14 protein-coding genes are annotated in these 24,934 nt (G+C 57.7%); 9 read left to right on the forward strand and 5 right to left on the reverse strand.

Translation table 11 applies throughout. The annotated features are described in order from the left end of the window. The first annotated feature begins 205 nt into the window (after positions 1–205). Genes V7651_RS11850 through V7651_RS11860 form a run of 3 tightly spaced genes read left to right on the forward strand, consistent with a single transcriptional unit; the run spans position 206 to position 5,061 of the window. Positions 206–2,605: a glycoside hydrolase family 3 N-terminal domain-containing protein gene (locus V7651_RS11850; RefSeq protein ID WP_335613325.1), complete on the forward strand. Its 2,400-nt coding sequence runs from the start codon at positions 206–208 to the stop codon at positions 2,603–2,605. Further along, the gene (locus V7651_RS11855) at positions 2,606–3,700 is read left to right on the forward strand and encodes an SMP-30/gluconolactonase/LRE family protein (RefSeq protein ID WP_335613326.1); all 1,095 of its coding nucleotides are present in this window, start codon (positions 2,606–2,608) and stop codon (positions 3,698–3,700) included. It abuts the gene before it with no gap. Positions 3,701–3,705: 5 nt separating this feature from the next. Further along, positions 3,706–5,061, forward strand: a complete 1,356-nt coding sequence (locus tag V7651_RS11860; protein ID WP_335613327.1) for a GntP family permease — start codon at positions 3,706–3,708, stop codon at positions 5,059–5,061. 74 nt (positions 5,062–5,135) lie between these two features. Here V7651_RS11860 and V7651_RS11865 read toward each other — a convergent pair whose 3' ends face one another. Next, positions 5,136–5,828: a TetR/AcrR family transcriptional regulator gene (locus V7651_RS11865; RefSeq protein WP_335591700.1), complete on the reverse strand. Its 693-nt coding sequence runs from the start codon at positions 5,826–5,828 to the stop codon at positions 5,136–5,138. A gap of 255 nt (positions 5,829–6,083) precedes the next feature. Between V7651_RS11865 and V7651_RS11870 the strand changes: the two genes are divergently transcribed. Continuing rightward, positions 6,084–6,995, forward strand: coding sequence for a TonB-dependent receptor (locus V7651_RS11870; RefSeq protein ID WP_335613328.1), 912 nt, complete (start codon positions 6,084–6,086; stop codon positions 6,993–6,995). Positions 6,996–7,018: 23 nt separating this feature from the next. Further along, positions 7,019–8,443, forward strand: a complete 1,425-nt coding sequence (locus V7651_RS11875; protein WP_335613473.1) for a TonB-dependent receptor — start codon at positions 7,019–7,021, stop codon at positions 8,441–8,443. A gap of 131 nt (positions 8,444–8,574) precedes the next feature. Here the strand turns inward: V7651_RS11875 and V7651_RS11880 are convergent, their stop codons facing one another. From V7651_RS11880 to V7651_RS11890, 3 genes are all read right to left on the reverse strand, one after another. Beyond that, complete coding sequence (locus V7651_RS11880) at positions 8,575–11,004, reverse strand: serine/threonine-protein kinase (RefSeq protein WP_335613474.1); 2,430 nt, start codon at positions 11,002–11,004, stop codon at positions 8,575–8,577. A 241-nt stretch (positions 11,005–11,245) separates the two neighbouring features. Continuing rightward, positions 11,246–11,809 (reverse strand): ECF-type sigma factor, encoded by a 564-nt coding sequence (locus V7651_RS11885; RefSeq protein WP_335591698.1) that lies wholly within the window; start codon positions 11,807–11,809, stop codon positions 11,246–11,248. 95 nt (positions 11,810–11,904) lie between these two features. Next, positions 11,905–12,384 (reverse strand): hypothetical protein, encoded by a 480-nt coding sequence (locus V7651_RS11890; protein WP_335613329.1) that lies wholly within the window; start codon positions 12,382–12,384, stop codon positions 11,905–11,907. A 375-nt stretch (positions 12,385–12,759) separates the two neighbouring features. Here V7651_RS11890 and V7651_RS11895 point away from each other — a divergent pair, with 375 nt between their 5' ends. Beyond that, a complete protein-coding gene (locus V7651_RS11895) occupies positions 12,760–14,517 on the forward strand; it encodes an amidohydrolase family protein (protein ID WP_335613330.1) in 1,758 nt (585 codons plus the stop codon). Then, positions 14,501–16,405, forward strand: coding sequence for a gamma-glutamyltransferase family protein (locus V7651_RS11900; RefSeq protein ID WP_335613331.1), 1,905 nt, complete (start codon positions 14,501–14,503; stop codon positions 16,403–16,405). The genes V7651_RS11895 and V7651_RS11900 overlap by 17 nt, the downstream gene beginning before the upstream one ends. A gap of 55 nt (positions 16,406–16,460) precedes the next feature. Here the strand turns inward: V7651_RS11900 and ggt are convergent, their stop codons facing one another. After that, on the reverse strand, positions 16,461–18,239 hold the full coding sequence (gene ggt / locus V7651_RS11905; protein WP_335613332.1) for a gamma-glutamyltransferase: 1,779 nt from the start codon (positions 18,237–18,239) through the stop codon (positions 16,461–16,463). A 552-nt stretch (positions 18,240–18,791) separates the two neighbouring features. On the opposite strand from ggt, the gene V7651_RS11910 reads away from it, so the two are divergent. After that, positions 18,792–21,812, forward strand: coding sequence for a TonB-dependent receptor domain-containing protein (locus tag V7651_RS11910; RefSeq protein WP_335613333.1), 3,021 nt, complete (start codon positions 18,792–18,794; stop codon positions 21,810–21,812). Positions 21,813–21,913: 101 nt separating this feature from the next. Then, positions 21,914–24,874 (forward strand): amidohydrolase family protein, encoded by a 2,961-nt coding sequence (locus tag V7651_RS11915; RefSeq protein WP_335613334.1) that lies wholly within the window; start codon positions 21,914–21,916, stop codon positions 24,872–24,874. Positions 24,875–24,934 lie beyond the last annotated feature (60 nt).

A 24,934-nucleotide genomic window follows, 5' to 3' on the forward strand; every position in this document is an offset into this window, starting at 1 on the left:
ATCGCGCTTGCAGCAGCCGTCATCTGGTGGCTGTAATGAGTCCGGACCCTAGTCACTACAGCTTGTCTGGATCCAACTCCTTTACTCACGATAAGCTTCTTTGTCGCTTCCATTGCCCGGGTTGTGCCGTTTGACACGGGGTGTTTCTGGTGCCAGTTTTGCTAGCGCTAACAAAACAATAACACAGCGATTAGGGGAGGAAGGGATGAGACATTCCCAAAGAGCAACGCGCGGTAAATCCGCCCGGATGTCAGCCTATCGATATTCGGCCATCGCGTTGCTGCTGATTGCCGCGTCGGGCTGTGCATCATCGCAATCTTCTTCCCCAAACGTGGACCTTCGCGCCGAGGAAGGGGGCACCACGGTAGCTCAGGCGACGGCAAAGGGCCTCCGCGGCGCCGAGCGGGTGGGCTTCATTCTCGATAAGATGACGACCGCCGAGAAGCTTGGTCAACTGAACCAGATGGCAGGTGGGCGGCAAATCGCGCTCAATTCGCGCATCACAGATGCAGAGCGCGATCGGGTCCGGACCGGCGGCGTTGGTTCCTATCTGCATGTGGCCGGCGCGGAATTCCTGGGCGACCTACAGCATGTTGCGGTGGAAGACAGCCGCAATGGCATTCCGCTACTGTTCGCCATGGATGTCGTGCATGGCTACCGCACTATTTTCCCTGTCCCGCTTGGCATCGCGGCAACGTTTGACGTGGATGATGCGGAGCTAGCTGCTCGTGTGGCGGCCGTGGAGGCATCTGCTGCCGGATTGCATTGGACCTTCGCGCCGATGGTGGACATCGCGCGTGATGCGCGCTGGGGGCGGATCGTCGAAGGGGCGGGGGAAGAGCCCTTTCTCGGCTCGGCCATGGCCCGAGCGCAGGTACATGGATACCAGGTTGAAGACCTGAAGCGTCCAGATACGATCATCGCCACTGCAAAGCATTTTGGCGCCTATGGTGCAGGTACTGGCGGGCGCGATTATGACAGCGCGGACATTTCTGAACGCACGTTGATGGATGTCTACCTCCCGCCATTCCGTGCAGCAGCAGAGGAGGGGGCGGCAAGCTTCATGGTTGCCTTCAATGACATCGGGGGCGTGCCGACAACGGCCAACAAGGCGCTTGTAAACGGACTGCTCAGGGGACAGTGGGACTATGACGGGCTTATAGTGAGTGACTGGAATTCCGTTCCGGAGCTGCTCAACCATGGTGTAGCGGAAACGCGCTCTGAAGCGGGGGCACTGGCGCTTCTAGCGAGCGTCGACATGGAGATGACGAGCGGGATCTACGCGGCGGATATGCTCGAAGCTGTCGAGGCCTCGCCGGCTCTTGAGGCGGCACTGGATGCCGCGACGAAGCGAGTGCTGATGGCAAAAGATCGTCTCGGCTTGTTCGATGCGCCCTATGCCTATCATGACCCGGCGCGGGAGGCGGCAGCTATGCTGACGCCGGACCATCGCGCCGCGGCACGGCACGTGGCTGAGCGCTCGATGGTGTTGTTGCGCAATGATGCAGGCATGTTACCGCTCAAGCCACAGCCGGGGAAGGTCGCCGTAATCGGCGCGCTAGCGGGTGACGCGCGTTCAATGATTGGGTCTTGGAAGGCGCAAGGACGCGAAGAGGATGTCGTCACAGTCGTGGAAGCCCTGCGCAAACGGCTAGGCGAAGAATTTGTTGTCTATGAACCCGGTGCCGGTACGCGCGATGTGGCAGACCCAGCCGCAATCGCCAAGGCTGTTGCGGCGGCTGAAGCGGCGGATGTGGTGCTCCTCATAACGGGTGAAGACTATAATATGTCCGGCGAAGCGCGTTCCCGCTCCGATATCGGCCTGCCGGTGCCTCAGAAAGCGCTCGCCGAAGCCATTCTCGCAACCGGTAAACCGGTCGTAACTGTGCTGATGACCGGGCGGCCCCTCGACATTAGTCCACTGGACAGTGATGACGCCTCAATCCTGTTAGCTTGGTTTCCAGGTGTCGAGGCGGGGCCTGCTATAATCAATGTGCTGTTCGGAGATGCGGTTCCGGCCGGCCGGCTCCCGGCATCGTTCCCGCGCCGTTCAGGTCAATCGCCCTATTTTATTGGACACAATCCGACGGGGCGGCCTGCGGATGCGGACCTGTCGAAAGACTCTGCGCGCTACATGGATATACCCATTACGCCAGCTTATGCCTTCGGTCATGGGCTCAGCTATGCAACGTTCGAATATACCAATCTGCGGCTATCGAGCGACACGCTTGCCCCTGACGATACGGTTTCGATTGGCGTCGATATAACCAACACGTCAATGACAAATGCCGATGAGGTCGTGCAGCTCTACACGCGCGATCCGGTTGCACAGGTTGCGAGGCCGCAACAAGAATTACGTGGGTTTGCGCGCGTGCACATCGATGCTGGCAAGACGAAGCACGTGACCTTCACTCTGCGGCCGGAGCAGTTCGCTTATTTTGCGCCATCTGCTCGGTTTGAGGCAGATGCAGGTCGCATTGATTTTGCCATCGGCGCGGGGGCGGCCGACATTCGCCTGGCCGGGAGTTTTCAAGTTACGGGGCACGTCATCGCGGATGGACCTGCGGCCGCAATTGCAACACCGGTTTCGATTTCGGAGGAATAAATGCAGACTGTATGGAGTATATCGGGTGCCGTCTTACTTGCGGGCGCCTTGGCGATTGCAGGCTGCGAGTTAAAAGACAGCACAGCGGTGCCGTCACCGCTGCAAGCGACCGCCGTGTATGCAGAGCCCGAAGGCGCCGAGATTGTGGTTCTGGATTCTGCGCTCGCTGCCGAGGTGTTGGCTGAGAGCGCGGGAATCGAGAAACTTACGGAGGATCGGTTCGGATGGTCCGAAGGACCTGTCTGGATAAAGGAGGGCGCCTACCTTCTCTTTTCGGATGTTCCCGGCAATACGATCTACAGGTGGACCGAACAGGCTGGTCTCGAGTCTTTTCTCCAGCCTTCCGGCTATGACGGTGAGGACACGGCAGGCGTATTTCGCGAGCCAGGCGCGAATGGCCTTATACGTGGTGACCTTCCGGGGACCATTTTACTCGGCGACCATGGTAATCGGGCCATCGCGCGACTTGATTTGGAAACAAAGGACAAGACCCTTCTTGCGACGGATTTTGAGGGCAAGCGCTTCTCAAGCCCGAATGATCTCGTCCTCACTGAAGAGGGGGCGATCTATTTCACCGACCCACCCTACGGCCTCAAAGGAGAGGATGAATCTCCCTTCAAGGAAATCCCTTTGAATGGCGTGTACCTATGGCGACCGGATGAGGACGGCACTTCTGTTGTCGTTATCGATGACAGCCTGACGCGTCCGAACGGCGTCGCACTCTCGCCGGACGGTGGAACGCTATATGTGAGTGTGTCAGACCCTGAGGCTGCTCGGGTATATGCCTATTCTCTTGGACCAGACGGCATGGCCACCGACCGCAGGGTATTTGTGGACCTGACCGCGATGGTAGAGCAGGGATTTAGCGGGTTACCAGATGGGATGGCAGTGGATGTTGATGGTCGGGTCTATGTTGCCGGGCCGGGCGGTATCCATGTGCTCTTGTCTGATGGTACGCCCATTGCCAGAATTGCGACTGGAGCACCGGTCGCGAATTGTGCCTTTGGTGATGACGGGCGTACGCTTTACCTGACATCTGGCGCTTTCCTCGCGCGCGTTCGCCTCCAGGCAACCGGACTCGGTTTCGAGGGCTGACGGTGATGGGGGAGACAGCCTATGCGCTGGTGGTTGTCACCGCGAGCATCGCGGCGCTCCTTGGCTTGATCCTTCGCGCGAGAATGCCAGCATTTCTTGCGCTGCTTCTGGTTAGTGCCGGCTTTGGAATCGTTTACGGCATGGAGCCAGCGGCGATCATCCTTTCGATCCAGGCAGGCATGGGCGGCACGCTCGGCTTTGTTGCCGTCGTCGTAGGACTCGGTGCGATGTTGGGTGGGTTGCTGGAGGTTTCCGGGGGTGTCCAGGCCCTGTCCTCGGGCACGCTAAATGTCTTTGGCGAAAAGCGGGCTCCTCTGGCGCTTGGATTTGTCGGGTTTGTGGTAGCGATGCCCGTATTCCTCGATGTCGCGCTGATCATTCTCGCGCCGGTACTTTACGGTCTGACTCGGCGCACAGGTCGCCCGATTGTCGCATTCGCAATTCCCCTCCTGGCCGGTCTTGCTGTGTCGCATGCATACATCCCGCCAACCCCGGGGCCTATTGCCGTCGCTGACATTCTCAACGCCGACCTGGGACTAGTCATCGCTTTCGGAGCGATCACCGGGCTGCCGGCAATGTTGGTGGCAGGGCCGCTTTTTGCGCGCTGGCTGGAGCGGCAACCGGCGTTTCAGGGCGAAATCCCTGAGGGGCTCCAAGAAGTGTCGACCCGTGACAGTGTGGGCTTCGTGTCCGCCCTGAGTATCGTCTTGATACCGCTAGTGCTTATCCTGGCGGGCACAATCGTCAACACGCTCGGACAGGCTGGCTTACTGGAATTGCCCGTTCTGGTTTCAAGTTTCGTGATGTTTGCCGGGCACCCCTTCATCGCGCTCATGATTGCATGCCTATTGGCTTGGTTCGTCTTCGGACGATTGCGCGGGGTGCCATCAAAAGCGCTGACAGGAGCTATGGTAAAGGCGCTCGAGCCAGCAGGCGTCGTCGTGCTGATTACTGGGGCAGGAGGGGCTTTCAAGCAAATCCTTGTGGATTCTGAAGCAGGGGCGGAGCTTGCGGCGACTTTGACGGCGACAGGCATGTCTCCGCTTCTGTTTGGTTTTGCTGTGGCGGCGATCATCCGTGTTGCGCAGGGTTCAGCAACCGTTGCGATGTTAACAGCAGCAGGCATCGCTGCGCCTGTGGTTGAGCTTGCCGGACTTAGCGCAGGTGGTACGGCGCTGATGGTGATGGCGGTTGCTTCGGGAGCGACCGTGCTCAGTCACGTAAATGACAGCGGTTTTTGGCTTGTGAGCCGTTACTTGGGATTATCGGAATCTCAGACGCTTCGCAGTTGGACTGTGACGTCTACATTGGTTGGACTGATTGGTCTCGCTTCTACGCTTGTCTTGTCGCTGTTCGTCTAGAAAGCGGCGCCGTGGCGCTGAGCCTAAGATATTCTCAGATCATGTCTGCGTGAAGCAGAGTGACCGTTGAGGTTTTATGTAAATGGATTTTGACTGGCATCAGCGATCTTTTGCTGGCCCTGTTCGCTCAAGAGGGAGCGCACATTGATTGTAAAAATCTTGGCAACAAGATCCCTGTCTCCCAGCAGTGTCGGCGGAATATAGGCTGCCTGACTACCGAGATAGAGGTGAGCCAGGCCAAAGGCAGTCGCTTGCAATGACGCCATGGCGAGGTCTGTATCGATCTCAATGAAAAGCCCGGTATCAATGCACTCCTTGACCAGTGACCTAACGAGCGAGAGGCCCTCGTCACGCTCTTCCTGATATTTCTCGGAAGAGAGAATTTCATCAGTCTCTAGATTTTTCATCAGCAAATAAAAGCCAGGGCATTCCTTTGCGAAATGCACGTAGGCATATCCAATCGAGAGGAGGCGAGCCAAAGGCGACGTCGCGCACTGATCCAGCGCATGGGCGCGAAACGCTTTCTGGAATTTATATCCGGCCACAGCGGTTTCCACCAGAAGATCCTGCTTGCTGGCGAAATGGCGGTAGATCGCTGGCGTAGATGTTCCAACAAGTGAGGCGACATCCTTAAGTTGGAAATCAAGCGATTTTCGCTGATCGATAAGTTGAGATACCGCCTCGATAATCGAATTCCGCAGATCTCCGTGATGATAAGCCGATTTTTTCTGGATATCTCTCGCGGTCCCGATCTCGGTGCTCTGCATCTCATTTCTCCCCCAATTAATATCGTCGCGCACGCGCGAAGTGATCTGCGTCACCCTTCGCAATATAGGCTGATATTTTTACCAATCAGACAATCATTTTCGCTCGACTAATTGAGTGTCTTGCGTAATGGGTTATGTTGACATAATGATGTTAATTAAATTAACATTATGTGGCAACAATGTTCTGGGAATGCCGACTTTGATGCTTCGGGGAATATAAATGCCGGCAAGGTCACCGGCGAAATCGGAGATAAAATGAGATACAATTTACTACTCAGCGTCAGCTGTGCATCCTTTGCTATGCTCGCTGCCAGCGGCGCAGCTTCGGCCCAATCAGAAACGGAAGCACCGGAAGATTCGGTGCATGTTCTGCAGGAAGTCGTCGTCACGGCAACGCGCCGGGCCGAAAAGCTTTCCGAGGTTCCAATTTCCATGTCGGTCGTAGGTGCCGGAGATATTGAACAGACAAGCGTACGCGAACTGTCGGAGCTGACCGGCACCATTCCGAACGTTTCCATTTCTGGCCATAACGATTTCAGGTCGGTTATCACGATCCGCGGCGTCGGCTCCGCCTCGCGCAATATCGGTTTTGACAGCCGCGTTGGCGTCTATGTCGATGGCGTTTACATGGGGCAGTCGCCCGCTGTGAACCAGGAGCTGTTGGATCTCGAGCGTGTCGAAGTTCTGCGCGGTCCTCAGGGCATGCTGTTTGGTAAGAACACGGTCGCGGGGGCGATCAGCCTTGTTACCAAAAAGCCCACCAACGAATTCTCCGGCAAGCTCAGCGCCAGCCTCGGCAATTTCAACTCGCGTGAAATTCAAGGCATGGTGAACGTGCCTCTGGCTGAAAACCTAGCCGCCAAGGTCTCGGTTTCCAAGACGGACCGTGACGGTTACATCAAGAACATCATCACCGGCAGCGATCTCGACAGCAAGGACGTCCTCGCCTATCGCGCCCAGCTCCGCTACGATCCGACAGACAAATTTGAAGTCAATTTTGCCTATGACGGCCTGCAGGCGGATAATAAAATCCTGGTCGGCGAGCCCCTGACGGATATGCTTGGCACGCGCCCTGCGCCCATCGCTCCCAAGAAACGCGAAGTCGCTTTCGATTTCGATCCGCAGGAAGACCGTGACGTCTCTGGTGCGATGCTGAATACAAACTAGATAGTGGCTTCACGCTGAAATCAATCACGGGCTACCGCGATACGGATGCATTTTATATGAATGCGACTGACTATTCGCCAGTGTCGATCATCTATGTGGAGTACTCTGACAAGTTTGAGCAGCTTACCCAGGAGTTCCAGCTTATCTCTCCCGCAAACGAGCGCCTGACCTATATGGCGGGCCTCTATTACTACAAGCAGGATGCTGATACCGAGCGTAACGTCACGCTGGGTGACGACTTCAATGAAACGTTCATTGCGCAAGCCGTCGCGCCATCAGTTGCCCCGCTTCTGGGGCTTGATCCATCTAATCTGACAGAGGCCCAGCTTGCCCTCATCGCAGGCGCGGTCGGCTTTGGGCCTGAGGGCTCAGTTGTTTTCAATTCGGGCACAGTCGCGACGGAAAGCTACGCCGCTTATCTCAATGGCAGCTTCGACATCACTGATCGGTGGACCCTTGGGTTTGGTGGTCGTTATAGTGTTGAAGACAAGGACGTGAACTGGCTTTTCGACGGTCGTAATTCCGGTATCTTCAACCTTGGTTCCACCAACTACGATCCGGCTAATCCATCCGTTGCGCCAAGCCCTCTCATCAATAGTCGGCAAGACACATTCTTCTCGCCCGCTATCAGCGTGAGCTATGCCCTGAGCGGGGATGCAAATGTCTACGCCAAGTATTCTTCGGGTTACAAAAGCGGCGGATTCAACCTCGACTTCATCAACAAGGACGAGCTTGCTGCCAACTCCGGTCTTGAGTTCGGCAAGGAAACCGTCGACAGCTACGAAGCGGGCTTGAAAAGCACCCTTCTGGGCGGTCGTATGACGCTGAACCTTGCCGCTTTCCTTTCCGAATATGACGACTATCAGGTCAACCAGTTCGTTGACCTTGGGGGCGGACGTACATCGATCCGCATCACGAATGCGGCAAAAGTCATCACGAAGGGTATCGAAGCAGACTTCAACTTCCAAGCCACCGAGAACTTCGGCGTGCAAGGCACACTCGGTATTCTGAATGCGGAGTTTGACTCCTTCCCAGACGGCGGCACCTTCGGTGAAGACGCGTCAGGCAAGAAACTGCCAAACGCACCTGAAATTACTGCATCAATTTCGGGGACCTATATGCGCGACCTTCCGGCCCTAAGCAGCTCACTGCTGGCGCGCCTTGATGTTACGTACTCAGATGGATATTTCACGACGATCGATAATATCAAGTATGTTGACCTTCCAAGTGGCGACCGCGTTCCCTTCGGCTATATTGCCGAGTTGACACAGCTGAACGGTCGTATCGGCCTTCTCCGCAACAAGGGAGATTTTGAAGTCTATCTATGGGGCCGTAACCTCACGGATGAGGATGCCATCGTTGACGACTTCCGCGACTTCTTCGGCACCTTGGTGAACCACCCGAATATCGGTCGCACCTACGGCATCGAACTGGTTGCCAAATTCTAGAATCTGACAGTCCGATCTGTTGGATATTTGATAGCCGAATTTGAGGGGCGGCATCTTTGGATGCTGCCCCTTTTGTATTCCTGCTTCACGAAGTCATGCGTTGTGGCATGACTGGCAAGCGCTAAGCAATGTCATTGCGTGACGTGGAGACCAAGTTCACGGCCTGCCGTCTGGCAGGCTTCCACATATTGTGCGGGCGCTCCGGCCTGACTGTTCAGCGCTTTGAGGGAGGGCTCAAGATGGGCGCGTGCGGCAGTCCTGTCGCCGAGGCCCAGTCGCGCCATGCCGATACGGCAGCGGGCTACTTCCGTTGCGTAGTGGCCAGCAGGAAGGGTCTTTGACAGAATCTCATAGGCGCTCCGGGCGTTTTGTTCGGCCTCGCCATAGGTCTTCATATCAAGTAATATCGCGGAGCGCGTGAGTGCAGGAAAAGCCCGTCGCGGATTTCCTTCAGGCAAACGGGCATCAAATATTGCCTCGGCGCGCGCAAGCGAGGCAAGCGCATCGTCCGCGAGTCCTGCTTGAGACTGCGTCACGGCCAGGTTTTGGAGCAATTCCCCGGCATCAAGAGAATATGCCCCTTCCGTACGTATGCGAGACGCGAGATTCATTTCAAACAAGCTGATCGCTTCATCTGATCGTCCGGCACTCAGTAAAGCGAGCGCCAGGTTATTCTGGTGAGACAGCGTCGATGAATTGTCCGGACCGAAGGCTGCACTTGAAATTGTCAGTGCTCTGCGGTGAGTTGCAATAGATTCCTCGGGCCGTCCCATGTCATTTAGAATGCGACCCATATCTGAAAGCGGAAGGGCAAGTCGCGGATGGTCAGCGCCGTAAATCCTTTCGGTTAAAGCAATTGCCTGGCTTATCTGGGCTCGAGCTTCGCTCAGTTCACCCAGCTCACAGAGCGCGCGACCGAGACCTGAGCGCACTTCGATCTCCGCTTCGACAGAGCCTGTGGCCAAAGCGCGGGGAAGCGCTTCTTCAAACAAGGCCCTAAGTGAAATCCAGTCGCTGTCCTTTGACCAGGCTGCGCTCAGGTAAGTATCGAGCGCCTGTTCATCGGACGCAGGCGCAGATCTCGCTATGGTCAGCGCTTCGTTGATTGAGGCCTCGCCCTTTTCACGGTGATTCAGATCGATATCCCGGGCGCCGAGATACGCGAGCGCGGCAGCATAAGTTGTGGACGTTTGGTCTCCTGAAGATGCCAGAAGGTCTACCGCTTCACCCGCTAGTGCACGTGCTTCCTGCGTTTCATCCGTGCGGTCCTTGGCACGGGCAACCCAGCCGATTAATTCAGCCTGAAGAAGTGGATCATCGGTCAGGCGGTGGCGCACATCATTTATAGTGGGTTCTAGGAGGCTAACGGATGTTGCCACATTGGAGCTAATGCCATCTTGCTCGAGTGGGTCTAGTCGGCGAAAAATATCGAGCAAGACACTTTTGCCCCTGTCCGCCCTGTCTGCGGAAGCAATAGCGACGGCGCGCTGCTGTTCCAATTCTCGGGCATAGATCGAGAGGGTCAATCCCCAGCCTGCGAGGCCCATCAGCAGGACCATAGACAGGGCCGCCGCGATCTTGTTGCGTCGCACAAGCCGGAGGGTTGCCTCAAGACGTGTGTCAGGTTTCGCTAGAGGCGCTCTTCCCTCAATGACGCGTCGCACGTCATTCGCGAAACTCGCAGCTGAGGAATACCTCTCGGAAGCGACGCTCGCTGTCGCTTTTGCAATGACTGCCTTGACGTCTGTAGACAGTGAAAAGGGTTCGCAGAGTTCGGCGAGCACACGCCCAAGCTGGTAGATATCGCTCGCGGTAGATGTTTCTTCCAGCCGCCTTTGTTCTGGCGAAGCATACTCAGGCGTCATGGCGCTTGTGCCGCGTGGGTCATTCAGAACATTAGCAAAGCTGGATACGCCAAAATCCAGAAGGCGCGCGTGACCATCGTCCGACACGATAATATTGTCGGGTTTAATGTCGCGGTGGACAACTAGATTAGCGTGCGCCGATTGCGCGGCGTCAGCGACATCCGCAATGAGCCCCATGCGTTCGTCGATGCCGAGATCTGCCTCGCGGCAATAGGCGGTTATGGATCGTCCCGGCGCCATATCCATGACCAGCCAAGGCGCGCCAGTTGCCGTCTCGCCGCCATCGAGAATGCGCACGATGCCGGGATGGTCCAGCGTCGACAGGATCTGGCGCTCTCTCAAGAAATACCGGACGAGATCGGCGTTCTGCACGCCGCCGCGAATAACCTTCAGGGCAGCAGTCTGCTCATAACGGCCATCATCGCGCCTAGCCTCATAAACGACTGACAAGCCGCCCGAGCCTATCCGTTTGATTATGCGCCAATGTCCGTAACGGGCGCCGATCCGCGGGTCACCAGACGGGCCGTCCATGTCTGCAGCGAGGTCCGAAAGAGCCATGTCGCGGAAGGTACTCAGTTCATCAAAGCTTGCCTGGCTCTCTCGCTCTCGCCTCAGGAGTATCGTTGCCTGATGCAATACATCAGGAGCGTCCGACAGTTCACTTTGCAGCCAAGCATCGCGCGCGCTCTCGGGCATGTCCAGGGCTGCCGAGAATGCCGCGTCCAGCCGACTGAATTGTGCAAGCGCGTCAATGTCCAAAGCGTGCCTTTCTGATCAATACCGAGTGTCCCGCCGTCCTTCACTGATTTCAAGTTGCAGCACCATGAAATTTGGCCTGCGTGCGTCCTTGTCCCACAATCCCTTACGCAGCGCGACCGGAGTGTCCGCCTAAAAAAAGCATGTGCGAGTGAATGCGCTTTCCGATCAGGCGGGCTGGCTAGGTTCTGGGCCCCAGATAGTCTGCCAGGTATGCCCGTGCCCGCGCCCAATCGCGCTCGACAGTGCGCACGGACCGGCCAAGCGCGCGCGCTGTTTCATCAACTGTAAGACCAGCAAAGAAGCGGCACTCGACAATACGCTCCAGTTCAGGTGCCTTTTCAGCCAGCGCCGCCAAGGCAGTATCGATATCGACTAACTGCGTCTCAGGGGTACGATCGGGAACCGGGTGGTCGTCTATATTGAGGTGCGCTGCCCCGGCGCCGCGTTTCTCGGCAAGTTTTCGGCGCGCATGATCGACCAGAACCTGCCGCATGGCCCGCGAGGCGGTTGCGAAATAATGGTCCTGGTCGGCAAAGCGACGGTCACTGTCGTTGGATAGTTTCAACCATGCTTCATGCACGATCATGGTCGTGTTCAATGTTGCGCTTGGGCGCTGGCGGTTCATCTGCCGGGAGGCAATGCGGCGCAAAACATCGTACGTCTCTGCCAGCAATTCCTCGGAGAGGCTGAGTTCATACCCATTTCGGTCTTCAGAAGCCTGCTTATCGGGTGTACGTGCCAATTCGAGATCCCCGCAAAAAGGCTCTGAGCACAGTAAGAACCTTTCTACGAGTAGGCAAGAACTTGCCCCAATGCAACTACGGGAAGGTGTAGTCGCTATTCCGGTTCGGGCTCCATAATGAGGGATATCGTAAACGTGGTGGTGCCTTCGCCATACATGTCCATGATCAGGACGCTGGCATCGTCGAGTCCCGGAGCACCAAAACGGATAAGCGTGGCGTTTCCCTTTTCCACTTCGAGAATATCAAAGCCTTTTTTTGCCAGCATGCCTTCGTAGAATTCGATGACGCTTCCGACAGGCAGGTCAGTTTCGGCCGTCACGTTATAATTCCGGGTTTCATATTCCGGCGGCTGTCCGCCTGATGTCGCAATCAGGCGTGTCCCGGCCGGGAACATGATTGTCTCCGGATACCCTTCGGGTAGATAGATCGTGCCTATCTCATCCGATGCCGATTCGGGACTGCCTGGGTCGCCAGTCGGCGCCTCGGCCATCGCGCAGCCTATTGGGGTGCCCACCAGAAAGCCCAGCGCCATCATCTTGGTCATCCAATTGCGATTGGGAAGTAACTTCATCATTGCTCTTTCCTCACAAGTCGGTCGATGCCCGACCCGCTGAATCCAACGCAATACGAAGTTCAATCCCGCCAGACATCTTGCGTGGCAGTCGGCAGGCGCGATCGCTCGCAGTCGATTGAGTGGCTTGCAGAAGGGATATGGCCGTGTGCCTGCCGGAATTCTGACCATGGCTGCATTGCATGACGCGTCACTGGGCACAAAGTCACAACGATGGCCTGCTTTCATTAGAATGCTGTCGACACGCCCCATCAGAACGGCTCCGTTTCTGAAACATGCACGAAGGCAGAAGCCTGCGTGCACATTGCCTCAGGCTTCGCCAAAAGCTTGAATGCTGTGACCCCGCTTCAATTGGCGCTTCTGTATTGGAACTGAAACATGATCAAACACACAGGATTGGCGCTGTTCACACTCATGGTGTGTACAGAGGCCACATGGGCAGACCCGCTAGCGATTGTTGGCGCAAAGGTTTTCGATGCCACCGGTAGCGAGCCCTATATGGCCACGGTCGTTATCGATGATGGTGTTATCACAAGCATCGACAAGAAAGGCCGTGTGCCCAAGAAGACGAAGACAATTGATGCGAAAGGTCTGTCTCTTCTGCCTGGATTTTTCGATCTTCACATTCACTACACGCCTCGCGGGGAGCCCGGCACCTCACCTCAAATATCGCAAGCCTATATCGAAGCCGGTGTGACATCCGTCTATGACTTCGCTCAAGCGCCGGAGGCCTTTGCGCCCCGTCGTGAATGGCTCACCGAAATCCCAGGACCACATGTCAATTTTGCGGCCAGGATGAGCACGACCAATGGTCATGGCGCTGACTGGAGCGACACGAACACAACCAAATGGGTCAACACGCCCTATGCGGCCACGGAAGCGGTCAAGGAACTGCTTCCCTACAAGCCGGATGTCATCAAGGTCTTCACGGACGGCTGGCGGTATGGATCGGGCGTTGACAATACGAGCATGGATGAGCCGACCCTGACCGCGCTGGTCGCTGAAGCACACGCCAATAATCTCAAGGTCCTCACCCATACAGTCACCGTAGACCGCGCTGCCATCGCAGGCCGGGCTGGCGTCGATGTGCTGGCCCACAGCATGCTTGATGCGGATGTTGATCAGGAGACAATCGACATCCTCAAGGCCAGCGGCACGGCCTATGCTGGCACACTTGCCGTCTATGAGGCCGACAAGCCAGGCATGCCCTCGTTCGGTGAAAACACACCGGCTATTGAAAGCCGCCGTGCCCGTTTCGCCACAGGCCTGCGCAACGTGAAGGCGCTTCACGACAATGGCATCCTCATCGCCCTTGGCACCGATGCTGGCATGCCGCTCACGCCACATGGCAAATCAACGCTTCACGAAATGGAACTTATGGTGAAGGCGGGCTTGACCCCCACCGAGGCCCTTATGGCGGGCACGTCGAACAGTGCTACGGCTCTGGGCATCATTGGCTATCGTGGCACAATCGAAGTCGGCAAGGCGGCAGATATCGTCCTGATCAAAGGCGAACCGTGGAGTGATATCTCGGAGCTACACAATACCGCCTACACCTTCGTTGGAGGTGAACTCATGTTCGGCAAAGGCGCGCCAGAGCCAGTCGGCGAAACCTATATGACCGCGAGCAAGATCACCTCACCGCTGATCGCCGATTTTGATGGTAGCAACACGGAACGGACAACTCGCGATACGCTCGTTGTGGGTGATCCAGATGGCGGTAAGGAACGCAGCTGGCAGGTTTATGAAGTCATCCCTGAAACAGGCAAGGACGGCGTCCTCCACCTGACAGCTTCCTTGTCGCTGCGTGAAGAAGCACGTGCAGGCGTCGTGCTGCCGCTCAATCGTGGTGACGTACAGCCTGCGGATGCCAGTGACTACAAAGGCCTTAAATTCGATATCCGGGGCGATGGCGGTGACTATGTCCTGGTCGCAACGACGACAGCAGGGACTTGGACGAAGGCGCTGGTGGCAGGAGAGAAATGGTCCACTGTCGAGGTGCCGTTTGATACGCTGGAAGCCCCCGCCGAGGACGAGGTCTGGAGCGGAGACGACATGCTGGATGTCCGTTTCCTTATCAAGCGGCCGGGTGGCCATGATGTCTGGATGGAGGTCGACGATGTCAGCTTTTACTAAGACGCCAACGAGCAAACTCGCATCGACGGCTGACGGGCCCGACAGGCGCCAGTTCCTTTCAGTAGGAACGGTGGGTCTCGCGGCTGGGCTGGCGGGGGCTCTGTCGGCTCCCTCAGCTTTTGCGCAAAGCGGGCAGAAAGCGCCCGATGCGCCGGAATCCGGCGCAACGAAAGTCGAAGCCTATCGTGTTGAAACGCCGGGCCTCCACGGTGTCGTCAGCGCCGGTCATCCTCTGGCGGCGACGGCGGGCCTCCGTATTCTCATGCAGGGCGGTACGGCGGCCGACGCGGCCGTCGCCGTCATGGCCACGCTCAACGTGGTTGAACCATGGGCGTCCAGCATTGCCGGCAACGGCTTTGCCACTGTCCATGAGCGCGCAACGGGAAAGGTCAAGGCGCTCAAGTTTGGGGGCGCTGCGCCCTTTGCGCTCGACCCGGCGTCGGACCCGTCGAACTATGATTGGGGTGTCAACGCCGCCACGACGCCCGGCGCCTTCGGCGGCTGGATCGAGCTTGCCCGCAAGCATGGCAAGCTATCGCTGGCGCAATGCCTGGCTCCCGCTATCGACTATGCTCGCAATGGGCATCCAGTCGATCCTTCGATTGCTCGTATTATTGGCCTTATGCAGAAGAAGATCTCGCTGCATCCGACGACCGCAGCGATCTATCTGCCCGATGGCAAGCCTCCGGAACCGCGTCAGCTTCTCAAGAACGAGCACTTGGCCCAGACCTTCGAGTCTCTGGTCAAGGTAGAGCAGGGGGCATTGGCCTCGGGCGCTGACCGGGACACATCGCTACAAGCGGCGCGCGACTATTTCTATAAGGGCCCCATAGCGCGGGAGATCGACCGCTTCTTCAAGGAAGTCGGCGGCTGGCTGCGCTACAAGGACATGGCCGCTTACAAGGCCGAATGGGCAGAGCCGGTATCGACGAGCTATCGCGGCTACAATGTTTTTTCCTCCCCGCTCACATCGCGCGGCGGGCTGGAAGTCTGCATGCAGCTCAACCTGATCGAACGTTTCGACATGGCCGCGCTTGGTCGGCAGACCGCTTCTTCGGTTCACGTCATGGCTGAAGCGATCAAGCTCGCCAAGGCTGACATCTACGCTTATGCAGCCGACCCGGCCTTCGCGAATACACCCGTCAAAGCCATGCTGTCGGCCACCTATGCTGCGCAGCGAACGGCCATGATCAGTCCCACAAAGGCACGTTCTGTTTCCACTCCGACGGACTTCCGTGCCATTGATCCGTCTGCACCGCCGCCTCCGCCAGAACCTGTGCCGTTTAAAGGAGACACTGCGCGCTTCAGCGACACGGCAAGTTTCACCGTTGTCGACAGAACTGGCGACACGGTCGTGGTCACCGTCACACTCGGCGGAGGCTTTGGCACGGGTGTCGTTGCAGGCAATACGGGCTTCCTGCTGAATAACGGCATGCGCCTTGGCTCCACCTCGCCTTATCCCAATAGCGTGAACTTCGTGGAGCCCGGCAAGATACCTATCCTCAACAACTCACCTACCATCGTCATGAAGGGGCAGAATCTCGTTGCGGCCTTCGGTACGCCTGGAGGCGAGACGATCGGCCAAAGCGAGTTCCAGTTCCTCGTGAACGTATTGGACCATGGCATGGGCGTTCAGGAAGCGATCGAGGCGCCCCGCTTCGCCGTTAAGGCCGATCCGAGCTTCTATATGCCGGGGGCGTCCTGCGTGCTGCAGATGGAGTCACGTTACGACGAAGGCGTCGCCGACAAGCTCCGGTCATTGGGCCATGACGTCAAGCAGGTCGGACCCCTTGCAATTGGCAGCCTGCAAGGGGCCTGCATGACAGCAGACGGCATTCCGATGGCGGGCGCCGACCCTCGTCGAATGGCCATGGCAGCCGGCTGGTAGCAGGGCGGGGACGAAACGGGCGCGGATTGAGTATTCCGCGCCCATTCCCTGTCCGTTAAATGGCCAAAGCGAGACCGTCCTTGCGCATTTCGCTGGCCGCGCCATAGGCCTCCTCTGTCTTCATCGTGGCCTGGTAACCGCCAAAGCCACCGTCGGTGCCCCCAACAGTCCAGCCCATTGCTGCCAGTTCAGCCTTGGTTGCATCCGGGATGCCATTCTCCAGTCTAAGCTCGCCCACGCCCGGCTTGTAGACACCCGTAGGTTCGGACGAGCCATCATGTCTCCAGCGTGGGCAGTCGCCCGCCGCTTGCAGGCCGAGTCCATAGTCCACCATATTGGTGATGATTTGCGTTTGCCCTTGCGGCTGCATGCCTCCACCCATCACGCCAAAGCTAAGCCAAGGCGCGCCATCCTTCAGCGCGAAGCCCGGAATGATCGTATGGAAAGGACGCTTCTTGGGCGCGTAAATATTGGGCGAGCCGTCCTGGAGGCTGAAGCCGCTGCCGCGGTTCTGGAACGAGAAGCCCAGCCCGTCCGGCATCAGTCCGGAGCCCATGCCCGCATAGTTGGACTGGATAAGACTTACCATCATGCCATTGGCGTCGCTGACGGTGAGATAGGTCGTTCCCCCCTTGTGCGGTGCATCTCCGGGGAAAGCACGCTCCATCACTTTGCCGGGATTGATCAGCGCGGCGCGCTGCTGGCCATATTCATCCGAGAGGAGGTGTTCAATCGGAATTTCGGCAAAATCAGGATCGGCAAACCACTTCGCGCGATCTTCGAAGGCAAGCCGTTTGGCCTCAGCCTGCAGATGGATTGACTTCGCGGAGACAAGCCCAAGTTCTGCCATGTCAAAATTCTTCAGGATCGACAGCATCTGCAGCGTTGTCGGCCCTTGGCTGTTCGGCGGCAAACCATAAACGGAGACACCGGCGCGATAGTCTACATGATTTGGCTCGACCCATTTTGCGTGCTGTGCGGCGAGATCCGTCCGGGTCATCCAGCCGCCAATGCGTTTGAAGTACGCTTCAATCGTATCGGCGATAGGGCCATCATAGTAAGCGTCGCGACCACCTTCGCCAATCATGCGCAGCGTACGTGCCAGGTCGGGGTTGCGAACAACTTCGCCTTCATTCGGTGTCCGGCCGCGGGTCATGTAGACTTTGCGGATATTGTCGATTTCTTCGACATTGGATTCCGGCTTGACGATCCGCGCCATGTCACTGCGCATGCGGTCGGCAATCATCAACGGGATGGGCATGCCTTCTTCGGCGAGGGCCGCTGCAGGCTCCATCAGGTCCTTCCAGGGCAAGACCCCATACTTCTGATGAAGCGTCCACCAGGCATCGACGGCTCCCGGCACACTCACGGCAATGGCGCCGAGCGAGGGAATCCGTCCCTTGGGCGAACGCTCCCGCACCGTTTCCAGCGAAAGCGCCGCGGGTGATTTTCCGGATCCATTCAGCCCCATCACTTTTCCGGCCTTGGGGTCCCACAGCATACAGAATGCATCGCCACCTATTCCATTCGCGGTGGGTTCCAGAAACCCAAGTGAGGCATTGGCTGCGATGGCTGCGTCAACGGCGGACCCACCCTTCTTCAGTATTTCAATCGCCACCAGGGTGGCGCGAGGGTGTGATGTCGCTACGGCGCCCTTGGTACCCCACACCGTCGAGCGTGAGGCGAAAGACGCGCCAGCCAGACGGTCTCCCGAACGAATGTCTGGCCGATCAACCAAAGGCGTAGCCGATGCGCGACCCGAGATCAGCGACGATGCGCCAAGGGCGAGAGGCCCCAGCGCAGAGAGGGAGGAAAGAAAAGTTCGGCGGCGCATTTGGCTGTCTCCATGTGTGGGAAGCGCAGAGACCTGATGCCTGCGCTTATGAATGAGTTGCCGGGACCGATGCGTTGTTCAAGCAGATCAGCGCACCGGCATGCGTGAATGTATTCAGCGCCAGAACATTTGTCGGAAATGGCCGCACGGGCTCAACAATTGGACATGGCGGATATGCTGCCCCACCATAATGCTGCTGTATCGACTGCACGTTTGCTTTCGAATGAGCCCACTTTCTGGGCATCTGACATATTTGTTTAAAAGAATAGCAAATTGTCATGTGCGGCGCGTCACGAGTTTGTCACTTGGGATGTGAGCGTTGAACAACGGTGTTCAGGCGATCTCGGGAATGTACCGTAATTATCGGAAGTTTGCGTATTGGCGGCCGCTTGATGGCGGTGGCTGATGACGGAAGAGATGTGCCCGAATTTGCCTGAAACTAATCTTTGGGATCGCTCGTTTTCATTGCGCAAGGGGCCAATTAAAATGAGTCAAATAAGTAAAAGCGATTTCGGTCGTCGTTGTAGGATTTCGGTTGCCACGTGCGCCTTGTTGACGGGTCTTCTTGCCCACTCGGCATTCGCTCAGGAGGCAGGTGCTCCGTCAGAGGATGAAGAGGCAAAGCTCAATACCGTTCTGGTTCTGGGCTCTCAAATTCAGGGGGCAAAGGTCTCCGGCGCGCTGCCGGTAACCGTCGTCTCGCCAGATGATATCGAGGCGACCGGAGCTGTGTCAGCGGAAGATCTCTTCCGTACGGTGCCATCCGCTGGCGACATCACTTTTAACGGCACATATCTCGGCGGCGGCAACTCGAACGCTGCACGGGGCGACATATCCACGGTCAGTCTGCGGGGACTGGCACAAGGTAACACGCTTGTCCTGATCAACGGCCGCCGTTCAGTGGTTCACCCCACCTCACAAACCGACAACCAGACGCCGGTCTTCGGGTATAACGTCAACGCTATTCCGGTTCAGGGTCTGGCAAGAGTCGAAGTTCTGAAAGACGGTGCGGCGGCCATCTATGGTTCGGACGCTGTTGCCGGTGTTGTGAACAACGTCATGCGGAACGACTTTGTCGGCCTCGACATGAACCTCCAATACGGCGTGGCCGAAGGCACGAATCTTGATGAACTCACCGGCGACATTCTCTACGGAACGGATTTTGACAACGGCAAGGGCAACATCTCCGTCTATCTCGGCGGCACGACGCGCTCTTCGCTTCTGAGATCGGATCAGGAGTACACCAGCCTCTCCGATATGCGGCCGTTGACAGATGGTACAAACTGGGAAGGTGTGGCTTGGGATAACCGCTCGACATCCAGCCCGTGGGGTTATTTTGCTCCCGTCGATACATCCATCGGAGCAATATCAGCGGACGGATCGACATTTACCGATGCGGCTGGAGCCTTTCATATTCAGGCGCCTCAGTTTGGCGCAGGTTGTCTGGTTCCTGGTAGCGACACTTGCTACGGCCCAGGAAGCCTCACGTCATCGACGTATCGCGACATGCGCTATGATGAATTGGCAGCCTTTGAAACGCTTACAATGCTGCCCGCCGTCGATCGCATCAACTTCTTCAGCTTCGCGAACTATGATGTTTCCGACAGTCTGAATGTTTACGGCGAAATCGGCATTTACACGGCTGAAACTGACGCGGTTATCGGCGCGCCAGCCAGCCTTGGATCGGGTCCGATTTATATCGCCGCGGACGCATATTATAACCCGCTGGGGCCGGTCGGTTCTGCAAATCGTATCGATGGCCTCAGTGCAAATGTGCCAGCTGAAGGTGTGCCACTTCGCATTGCTTCCTATCGCCTGGCTGATTTCGGCACGCGCGACGTGAACGTGAAAAACGACCAGTATCGCTTCCTTGTCGGTGCCAAGGGCGATGCCTTTGGATGGAACTGGGACTCGGCACTTCTATATAACGAAGCGAAGGTGAAAGACTCCGCTGATGGCGTTGATTCCCGTCTCTTCCAGGAAGCATTGAACCGCACGGACGCGACCGCCTACAATCCGTTCTGTGGCGGGGATCCCCTGAACCCAAGTCTGCCTGGTCCATCCTGCAATTCGCAGGAGACAATTGACAGCTTCCTGATCACGCAGGTTCGCGAAAACAAGACGACACTGTCTCTCGCAGACTTCAAGGTATCCAAACCTGACCTTATTTCGATGTGGGCGGGTGATATCGGCATCGCGGGCGGTCTCGAATTCCGCCGTGAGACTTATCACGATGACCGCGATTCTCATCAGGATGGATCGCTGCCTTACTATGATCAGATTACCGGGGATCTGGTATCCGACTCCAGCTTGATGGGCCATAGCCCATCACCGGACGTGAAGGGCAGCCGCAATGTCTCCTCAGCTTATCTTGAGCTTGCGGTGCCGCTGATCTCTGAAGAGATGAATATCCCTCTCGCGAAATCCATCGAGCTTCAGCTCGCTGCCCGCTACGAGAAATATTCGGATGTGGGCTCTGTGTCGAAACCGAAAGTTGCGGCTGCTTGGGACGTCATTGACGGCCTGCGCTTCCGGGCTTCATGGTCGGAAGGTTTCAAGGCGCCAAACCTTGAAGTGGTCAACACGCCGCTTCTGGAGCGTGTGAACGGCTATCCGGACTATATCCAGTGCGAAGCTGCTGACCGTCAGGGCCGGATCGCAGACTACTCCAACTGCTCTACGCTGTCCGTCACGGTGGCCAGCCTTCGCTCGGGTAACTCCGAGCTGGAGCCCGAAGAGTCGGAAAGCTCGTCCTACGGCGTGGTCTTCGAACCGCAATTTATTCCGGAAGCATTTGGCAACCTGACCTTTACGACGGACGTCTGGAGCATTGAGCAAGAGAACCCGATCGGCCTTCTGAACGACTCTGTGGCACTTACATATGACTACTTGCTGCGTCTGCAGGGCGGCTCAAACCCGAACGTGATCCGCATGGATCCAACGCCTCAGCAAATCGCTGAATTTGCGGGCACGGGCCTTGAGCCGGTCGGTGACGTCCTGAACGTCATCGCGAAGTTCACAAACCAATCCCCGCTCAAAGTAGAGGGCATCGACTATGGGGCATTCTGGGATGTGAAAGTTGGTCCGGGCGAACTATCCCTGAATGTCAATGCGACCTACCTCAACACCTACTACCAGAGCCCGACAGCCGAGGCGGCAGCCATCCAGGCTGCTCTCAACGATGGTACCCTGAATTCGTACGTGACCGTGACGGGTGGCGGCAGCCTCATCAAGGAAGGCGGTCGTCCGGAATGGAAGTATTCCATGTCGGCATCCTATGAATGGGCAAACTGGAAAGTCGGGGCGTTCTCGCAATATACCGGTGACGTATACAGCACGAGCGTCTCCAGCACGGACTATGGTCCATGGCCCATCGAGGACCAGACGACCTGGAACTTCTACGGCCAGTACACTGTGGAGAATGATGGGTGGACCAATGGGTCATCTATCCGGGTAGGCGTGCGGAACGCCTTCAACGAGGATCCACCACTGGCAGATACCTACGGCTACCTCTCGTCGCTCTACCAGCCGCTGCCACGCTACTGGTATGTGAACGTCAAGAAATCCTTCTAGAGGATGATTTCAATGCCCGCCGGCACTCTTGTCGGCGGGCATTTTTTCTTTAGTCACATTGGTGACGCCGCATCAATTTTTCATAATCCGGAGGTCCTGCCTTGGCCCACACTCGCTCTCTCAGAGCATCGCTGCTTTCCGCCATCTCAGCTGTTGCTCTTGCGGGGTGCGCGACGACGACGCAATCGCCCGCGCAGCTGGATACGTCAAAGCCCGATGAACCGGTTGTAGCCGATGCCCCCGAGGCGCGCGTCATCATCGACGTGACGATGACCGAAGGTACCAACATGGCCGCCGCCATGTCGCCCGACGGCAAGACGATCGTCCTGGCGCTTCAGGGTGTCCTCTGGTCGATCCCGGCGGAAGGGGGTGACGCCACAGCGCTCACCTCGCCTGCGCTCGATGCCCAGGAGCCTGTCTGGTCGCCAGACGGGTCCGAGATCGCCTTCTACGCATTCCCCGATAACACATTCTCAATCTGGACCATGAAGCCCGACGGATCAGAGCTGACGCAGCTCTCGGATATAGCCAGTGACGCGCGCTACCCGTCCTACACGCCTGACGGCTCGTCCATTCTCTATTCCAGCGATCAGGACGACGGCTATCAGGTCTGGTCGATCGATCGCGCAAGTGGCGCCACAAAAGAGCTCACCTCCGCTGACGAGACCGGCTACCAAACACCGCTCACACCGTATTTCCGCGGCGCCGGCAATGCGGTCTATCCGATTCTCTCGCCCGATGGCTCGCAGATCGCCATGGTCATTGATGGTGAGCGCGATGCACTCGTCATTCGGGATACGGCCGGCAGCGAGCCCCCCAAGGTCTTGTTTGCCGCCAATACGCTCGGCGCCCCCGTTTGGGCGCCGTCCGGCGACGTCCTCTATGTCGCTGGCATCATCGGCGACAATGGCCTTCTGGCCAGCGTGCCGGTCGACGGCAGCCCGGTGACGCGCCTCGTCGATGGTCCGGACGTCTTCCCGTTCCGCCCAAATGTCACGCCAGCCGGCGACGTGTTGTACACCGCTGATGGCGGTGTCCACACGATCTCCATTGATGGCACATCCACGACTTCCATTCCATTCGCAGCGCACGTCTCGCTGGACCGCACACCGTACAAGCGCCGCGTCTACGATTTGGCGTCTGAAGCGCCGCAACCCGCGCTTGGCGTCATCGATCCGATCCTCTCGCCGGACGGCAGCAAGGCCGCGTTCGCTGCCCTCGGCGATATCTGGATGGCCGACCTTGCCACAGGCGAAACAACGCAACTGACCGATGACGTGTTTGTCGACCTCTCGCCAAGCTGGTCGCCGGACGGCAGCAAGCTGGCCTTCTCGACGGATCGTGGCGGCAAGACCGACATCTGGCTGATGGATATCGCCAGCGGTGCGCTCACCCAACTCACCGATGATCCCAAGCCTGCGAACTCCGCGATCTGGTCCCCAGATGGAACGCGTATCGCTTATCTCGCCGACGCCCTCACAACCGTGTTCCTTGGCAGCACGGTCAACGTGATCGATGTGACGACGGGAGAAGAGACTGTCCTGTCCGATCCCATCTTCGGCCCGAGTGCGCCCGCTTGGTCGGCCGATGGAGAATCTATCATTGTGGTGGCACGCCGGCCGGTTACGAACCGGTTCCGCGAGGGATACAATGCCTTCTACATGATGCCGTCATCCGGTGAGGGCGAGAAGTCGTGGGTGCTTCCGGTTGGCGAGGTCAAATCGCTCGGACGTCGCCAGTGGAACAGGCCTGCCTGGGGCAGCGACGGTACGGTTGTCTACCGGCTCGATGGCGCGCTCTACATGATGCCGATGACGTCTGACGGTGTGTTTGGTCAAGCGGTAGAGGTCGCCAAAGCGGGTGAAAACCCGACATGGTCGGCCGATGCCAGCAAGCTGATCTATATCGATGGCAAGGACATCATGCTGTATGACCGCGCCAGCGGCGAAACCAGCACGCTCGACATAAAGCCCACCTGGGTGCGTGACATGCCGGACGAAAGCCTCACGATTCGGGCTGGCCACATGTTCGATGGACTCGGTGATGCCTATGTCGAGAATGTTGATATCATTGTCGAGAAAGGTATGATCACCGCTGTTCATCCGGCTGGGGAAAGCCCGGTCGAAGGCACGCTCATCGATGCGTCCGACAAATATGTCATCCCCGGCCTGATCGAGAGTCACACCCACCAGTCCACGAGCCAGGGCGTCCCGCTCGGCGATATCTGGTTCAGCCATGGCATCACCAGCGTTCGTGAAACGGGCGACGATCCCTATCATGCGGTTGAGCGCCGCGAGGCATCAGACTCCGGCAAGCGCCCTGCACCTCGCGTATTCACGGCAGGGCCGCTGAACGAGGGCGCTCGCGTCTCCTACGGCGTGTCGGAAACAGTGGGCACGGTTGAACGCGCAGCGGACTCGATGCGCCTGTCGACCGAACTCAAGCTAAACATGTACAAGAGCTACGTTCGCCAGAACTACACTGTGCAGAATCGCACGATCGAGCTGGCGCATGAAAGCGGCATCCCTGTCTCGTCGCATGAGCTTTATCCAGCGGTCGCCAACGGTATTGACCAGATGGAACATTTTGGCGCCACCAGCCGGCGTGGATACTCGCTGAAGATTTCGGCACTCAGCAACACCTATCAGGACGTCATCGCCCTGATCTCGGAATCCGGCCTCGTCGTCACGCCAACGCTCGCCCTGATGACGCGCTATGGCACGACCAATACCGAAAAGATGGAAGCCACGCTAAAACGTATTGTCGATAATGGTGGACGCATCGTTGCCGGAACAGACTCACCGTTCATTCCTTATGGCGCCTCCCTCCACAAGGAGCTGGAAATCTATGCCGAAGCCGGGCTGACACCGGCAAAGGTGTTGCGCACCGCCACCAGCGAGGCGGCTGTTGCAATCGGTGTGGGTGACTTCATCGGCTCCATCGAGCCCGGCCATCTCGCTGACATCGCCATCCTTGATGCAGACCCGTTGGCCAATATCTCCAACGTGTCCACGGTGGACACCGTGATCAAGAACGGCGAGGTCGTCTGGTCGGAAGACTAGGCGCGCGGGCATATGATGTCGCAGCTGGAGTGAGGTCGCCATCCTCTCCAGTTGCGATCG

The organism is Hyphomonas oceanitis, from assembly GCF_036964545.1.
GTDB lineage: Bacteria > Pseudomonadota > Alphaproteobacteria > Caulobacterales > Hyphomonadaceae > Hyphomonas > Hyphomonas oceanitis.